This is a genomic window from uncultured Leptotrichia sp. (assembly GCF_938036635.1).
Classification (GTDB): domain Bacteria; phylum Fusobacteriota; class Fusobacteriia; order Fusobacteriales; family Leptotrichiaceae; genus Leptotrichia; species Leptotrichia hongkongensis.
In genome coordinates, this window is the sequence record NZ_CALHQO010000304.1 from 1 (window position 1) to 5,759 (window position 5,759).

Sequence of the window (5,759 nt, forward strand, 5' to 3'; positions counted from 1 at the left end):
AGTAAAATAGTCATAGCCTTTTGAGTTTAGTTTTAAAGCAGTTTTACTATACAATATATTTTATCATACTTTTTGTATTTTTATTAGTTTTTTTTATTGGTATTACAGAAAAAGTGCAAATAAAATAAAGACTAGAGCATTATCTCCAGTCTTTTTGCAAATATTTTTTAAAATTTATATACACAAAACACCTAAACTCTCTAAAATCAAATTTTCAAGTTTAAGAATTCCTTTGAAATCCAATTAAATTTATGAAACTACTAATGGCAACAATACTGCAATAATAGCCATTAAAGCAGGTAAACCCTGCACTAAAAATATTTTTTTAGAAACTGTGACAGAACCATAAATAGCCGCACAGATAATACAAATTAGGAAGAAAACTGCAATTTGAAATTGAAATTCTCCACTTTCGATTAAACTCCACACTAATCCTGTGGCAAGAAAACCGTTGTACAGCCCTTGATTTGCCATCATTTTTTTTACACGTTCATCTTTTAAAAAGTCTATTTCCAGTCCAAAGTTTCTTTGAACAGTTTCACTTTCATTAAGATACATTTCAAGGATTAATATGTAATAATGCTCTAATGCCACAAATAATATTAATATGAATGCCAGTATGCTCAAAATAATTCTCTCCCTTCTTTATATTTTTATATTATTTCTTTTTAGCTTAATCTCTTATACTTAAAATTACAGGCTTTCCATCAATAATGGCAAGGCTATGTTCGTATTGGGCTGAACGTTTACCATCTTTAGTAACCGCTGTCCACATATCAGATAATACTTTCACTCTATAAGTCCCGACATTTACCATCGGCTCAACTGTAATTACCATTCCATCTTCAATTTTAGCTCCTGTTCCAGCTTTTCCATAATTTGGAATAATTGGGTCTTCGTGCATTTCCTTTCCTACTCCATGCCCTGCAAAATCTCTTACAAGCGAGAATCCAAAGCTCTCTACATATTCCTGAATAGCATGCCCAATATCTCCAATTCTGTTTCCGGCACGTGCCACTTCAATTCCAATATCTCTTGCCTTTTCAGTAACTTCCATAAGCTTTTTAGAAGTTTCATCAATTTCTCCTACAGCATAAGTAATTGCAGCATCACCAAAATATCCATCGAGTACTGTAACCGTATCAACTGTCAGAATATCCCCTTCCTTTAGTATTTGCTTTTTGCTAGGAATACCGTGTACTACGACTTCGTTTACAGAAATACAAGTTGCGGCTGGATAAGGAGGATATGGATGTCCTACATCGTAACCCTTAGTTCCTGGAATTGCTCCTTGACTTCTAATGTAATCTTCAGCGATTTGGTCCAGTTCGTATGTGCTGATTCCAGCTTTTATGTGTTTTGGCAATACATCTTCAAAAAGTCTTGCGATTATTTCATTAGCTTTTTTTATTTTTTTTATTTCATCTAATGTTTTGTAAATTATCATTTTTTCTTCTTCTTTCTAAATTTCTTTTTTATTTGTTAAAAGTTAATTTCACTGCATAATATTTTTTCTTATTTTTCCAAAATATCAATTATATCTTTTGTAATTTCTTCCAGTTTTTTTGCACCATCTACACTGTAAACTTTATTTTGTTTTTTGTAAAAATCCAATACTGGTGCTGTCTGTTCGTTGTAAACTGCAAGTCTTTTTTTCACTGTTTCTTCATTATCATCTGCCCTTTGTTCCAAATCTTCTGGATTTTCATCAACTGGCGGATTATATTTTATGTGATAAATTTTACCAGTCTTTTTCGATACTCTTCTTCCTGTGATTCTTTCAATAATTTCTTCATCGCTAACTTCAAGTGCGATTACTTTTTCAATTTCTCTGCTTGATTTTGCCAAAATTTTGTCAAGTTCTTCAGCTTGAGCCACTGTTCTTGGAAATCCGTCCAAAATAAATCCTTTTTTACAGTCATCTTCCTGCAATCTTGCTTCCACAAGTCCATTTACAATGTCATCAGAAACCAATTTCCCTTCATCCATCAATTTTTTGGCTTCCATTCCTAGTGGAGTCTTGTTTGCAATTGCAGCTCTCAAAATATCCCCTGTTGAAATTTGAGGAATTTCATATTTTTGAATTAATTCCTTTGCCTGAGTTCCTTTTCCTGCTCCTGGTGCTCCAAATAACACTATATTCATAATTATTTATTCAGTATTTAAAATTAAATACCGCTCCTTTCCAAATTTATTTTTTCACATCTAATTTTAACATTTTAAAAGCCATTTTTCAATTTTCTTTTTTAAATTTTCAAAAAAATAACCAAAAAAGAAAAAAAACTGAATTTAATCAGTTTTTTCTGCTAAAGAACTATTTAGCTAATTTAAGTTAGAGTGGGTAATAAACCCATCTATATTTTACCACATTTATAAATTTTATCAATACCTTTTTTTAATTTTTATTTTTTATTTTTTCTTAAATTTCCATTTTTTCGTATTTTTTTAAATAATCCTTCAATTCTTCTAAAATATCATTCCCCATTCCTTCTTTTTCCGCTTCTATATTAACGCACAAAAGTGGTTCATGCAGTGATAATCTGATTAAAAACCAGCTTTTTTGACCCACATTTACTCTTACACCTTCATAGTTAGGACTTTCTAGGCTCCAATCTTCTTTTTTTTCAGCATATTCCCTAAAGTTTTCCACAATTTTTTCTCCATAAGCCCGAAAATCTTTATCTTTTATAGGAATTCTTATTTCTATTTCCTGAGCAGGCTCAGGTAGCTCATTCAAAACATCTGTAAATTCAATGCCTTTTTCCCTGCTCTCTACAAGCTGAACCAAAAGCCTTGCAGCCATGTATGCTCCATCATCAAGAAAATAATTTTCTTTAAATGCGGCATGTCCTGACGTTTCTACAGCAAGAGGAGAATACTTTCCTTCATTATTCAGTCTTATAGATTCATTTATTACGTTTTTATATCCTCGCTGGAATCTGTGATGAATCCCGCCACGATTTTCTATAAACTCTTTTAGTCCTGCCGATGTAATCGAATCTGTTACAATTATCCCGCCAGAATGTTCTTTTAACAATATTTCACTAAGCAATGCGATAAGGTTATTTCTGTTAATTTCACGTCCATTCTTATCTATAAAGGCGCTTCTATCTCCATCTGCATCAAATATTATTCCAAAATCTGCATTATTATCAAGAACTGCTTTTTTTATTGATTCTATCGCTTCTTTTGCTTCAGGATTCGGAATATGATTTGGAAAGTTACCATCAGGATTTAAAAATTGGCTTCCAGTAGTATCTCCACCCAAAACTTCTATTACCTTTTTAGCAAAAAATCCTGCAGCTCCATTTCCTGCATCAATCACTATCCTTAAATTTTCTAGCGGTTTATCCCCTTTCCCAATTTTATTTTTTATTAGTTCGCATATATATGAAGCATAGTCATCTGCTAGATTTTTTAAAGTTTCTACACCTTTTTCTTTTTTGAGCAAATTTTTTTCTTGTTTTTCAGCCATTTCTAGAAATTCATTAACATCACTTTTTTGAAGTCCCCCATTTTTCGTAAAAAATTTAATTCCATTGTAGTAGCTCGGTAAATGGCTGGCAGTTATCATCATTGCACCATCAGCTTTATAATCTTCAAATATCGTAGCCATAAAAAGCGATGGTGTTATTGACATTCCGCAATCATATATATCAATTCCCATTTCCATCAAAGTTTTTCTTATAATTTCTGAAAATTTAGGTCCTGTATGCCTTGCATCGTACCCAACTGCCACTTTAACCTTCCTGTTTTGACTCTTTGCTATTTCATCACATTTTTCAGTTATCCAAAGCGCAAATCCTTTTGCTATGAACTCAACTTCCTTTTCAGATAAATTAATGTCCTTATCTTCGTATTTTGAAACTATTCCCCGAATATCAGTCCCACTTATCATATTTTTTAAATCCATAAAAATACCTCTCTTTTCAAGTAAAGCCATACCTATTCTCCTCATTTTGAAAATTGGTATGGCTTTTCTATTATTGTTCACTTAATTTACTATTTTAAATTATTCAGCACTATTTGTGCAATATCCTTCGCTCTAAGCCCGTAATTCGTAAGCATAGTCTCTCCATCTGCACTTTGTCCAAAAACATCCTGTATTCCATGTTTTACAACTTTTGTCGGATGAACTTCTGATAAATATTCTGAAACTGCACTTCCAAGTCCTCCAATTACCGAATGTTCTTCACTTGTTACAATGAATTTACATTCTTTTGCCGCTTTTAGAACTGTTTCTGTGTCTAACGGCTTTATCGTAGAAACATTTACCACTCTTGCTTTTATCCCTTTTTCTTCCAGTAATTTCGCTGCTTCAAGAGCTTCTGAAACCATAAGGCCAGTCGCTAATATTGCTACATCGTTTCCTTCTTTCAAAGTTGCAGCTTTTCCTATTTCAAATTTATAGTTTTCATCAAATAATACTGGTATATTCAATCTTCCAAGTCTTACATACACAGGCCCTTCATATTCAGCCACTGCAAATACCATTTTTTCTGTTTCTACTGCATCTGCTGGCGATAGCACTACCATTCCTGGAATTGCACGCATTAAAGCCACATCCTCAACTGACTGGTGAGAACCTCCATCCTCTCCTAACGAAACTCCTGCGTGAGTTGGACAAATCTTGACATTTAAATGCGGATACGCCACCGAGTTTCTAACCTGGTCAAAGGCACGTCCAGCTGCAAAATGTGCAAAAGTTGAAGCAAACGGTATTTTCCCAGTCGTTGCAATACCTGCCGCTGTTCCAATCATATCAGCCTCTGCAATCCCAACATTTATATGTCTTTCTGGAAACTCTTTTTTAAAATATGCAGTCATTGTTGATTTTGACAAGTCTGCTTCCAGTACCACCACATCTTTATTTACTTTTCCCAATTTAACTAACGCTTCTCCATAAGCCACTCTAGTTGATTTTTTTTCCATTCTCATATTCTCCTATTTTTTATTTCATTATTTTTAAAAACTTTCTAATACTGTTCCACAAGCCAGGGTTAGTGCAAAGCACTTTCGCCATTCTCTTTAATACACCATTATTTAAATATGTTAAAATAACTATTATTGCGAAATGAAGGGAAATGGCGATTGATTTCCCTTGCTATTGTTAACTCAATTCTTCCATTGCCTTCTTGTATTCTTCATCATTTGGAGCAGCTCCGTGGAATCCAGCGTTGTTTTCCATAAATGAGACACCTTTTCCTTTTACAGTGTTTGCAACAATAACTGTAGGCTGTCCTTTAACTGTTCTTGCTGTGTCAAGAGCATTTATGATTTCTTCATAATTATGCCCGTCAATCTCTATTACATTCCATTTGAATGCCTTGAACTTTTCCCCAATCGGAGCAACATCCATTACATCCGAAACTTTTCCATCAATTTGCAAGTTGTTATAGTCAACTATCGCAACTAAATTGTCAAGCTTGTAATGTGATGCTGTCATAGCCGCTTCCCAAATTTGCCCTTCCTGAAGCTCTCCATCTCCTAGAATTGCATAAACTCTGTAGTCATTATTGTAAATTTTTGCACTCAAAGCCATTCCGTTTGCTGCAGACAGTCCTTGCCCAAGTGAACCTGTTGACATTTCAACTCCAGCCAGTTTTTTCATATCAGGATGTCCTTGAAGCGGAGAGTGCCATTTTCTAAGTGTTGGAATAAGATTTTTTCCTTCATCTCCTAAAAATCCTTTTTCAATCAAAGCCGCATACAGTGCAGGAGCAGCATGCCCTTTACTAAGAACCAATCTATCTCTGTTT

6 protein-coding genes are annotated in these 5,759 nt (G+C 33.7%); all 6 read right to left on the bottom strand.

The window, feature by feature from the left end; genetic code table 11:
* Positions 1-249 precede the first annotated feature (249 nt).
* Complete coding sequence (locus Q0370_RS06110) at positions 250-627, bottom strand: DUF1304 domain-containing protein (protein ID WP_299573451.1); 378 nt, start codon at positions 625-627, stop codon at positions 250-252.
* Between the two features lie 46 nt (positions 628-673).
* Positions 674-1,447 carry a type I methionyl aminopeptidase gene (gene map, locus Q0370_RS06115; RefSeq protein WP_299573454.1) on the bottom strand — a complete coding sequence of 258 codons (774 nt, stop codon included), beginning with the start codon at positions 1,445-1,447 and terminating at the stop codon, positions 674-676.
* A gap of 68 nt (positions 1,448-1,515) precedes the next feature.
* Positions 1,516-2,145: an adenylate kinase gene (locus Q0370_RS06120; protein ID WP_299573457.1), complete on the bottom strand. Its 630-nt coding sequence runs from the start codon at positions 2,143-2,145 to the stop codon at positions 1,516-1,518.
* A gap of 274 nt (positions 2,146-2,419) precedes the next feature.
* The gene (locus Q0370_RS06125) at positions 2,420-3,943 is read right to left on the bottom strand and encodes a phosphomannomutase/phosphoglucomutase (protein WP_299573459.1); all 1,524 of its coding nucleotides are present in this window, start codon (positions 3,941-3,943) and stop codon (positions 2,420-2,422) included.
* A gap of 59 nt (positions 3,944-4,002) precedes the next feature.
* On the bottom strand, positions 4,003-4,932 hold the full coding sequence (locus Q0370_RS06130) for a transketolase family protein (RefSeq protein WP_299573462.1): 930 nt from the start codon (positions 4,930-4,932) through the stop codon (positions 4,003-4,005).
* Positions 4,933-5,110: 178 nt separating this feature from the next.
* Positions 5,111-5,759, bottom strand: a 649-nt coding sequence (locus Q0370_RS06135) for a transketolase (RefSeq protein ID WP_299573465.1), incomplete at its 5' end; no start/stop codon positions are given.

Coding starts and splice junctions, on each gene's coding strand:
- map (WP_299573454.1), bottom strand. CDS start 1,447: ATGATAATTTACAAAACATTAGATGAAATAAAAAAAATAAAAAAAGCT.
- Q0370_RS06120 (WP_299573457.1), bottom strand. CDS start 2,145: ATGAATATAGTGTTATTTGGAGCACCAGGAGCAGGAAAAGGAACTCAG.
- Q0370_RS06125 (WP_299573459.1), bottom strand. CDS start 3,943: ATGGCTTTACTTGAAAAGAGAGGTATTTTTATGGATTTAAAAAATATG.
- Q0370_RS06130 (WP_299573462.1), bottom strand. CDS start 4,932: ATGGAAAAAAAATCAACTAGAGTGGCTTATGGAGAAGCGTTAGTTAAA.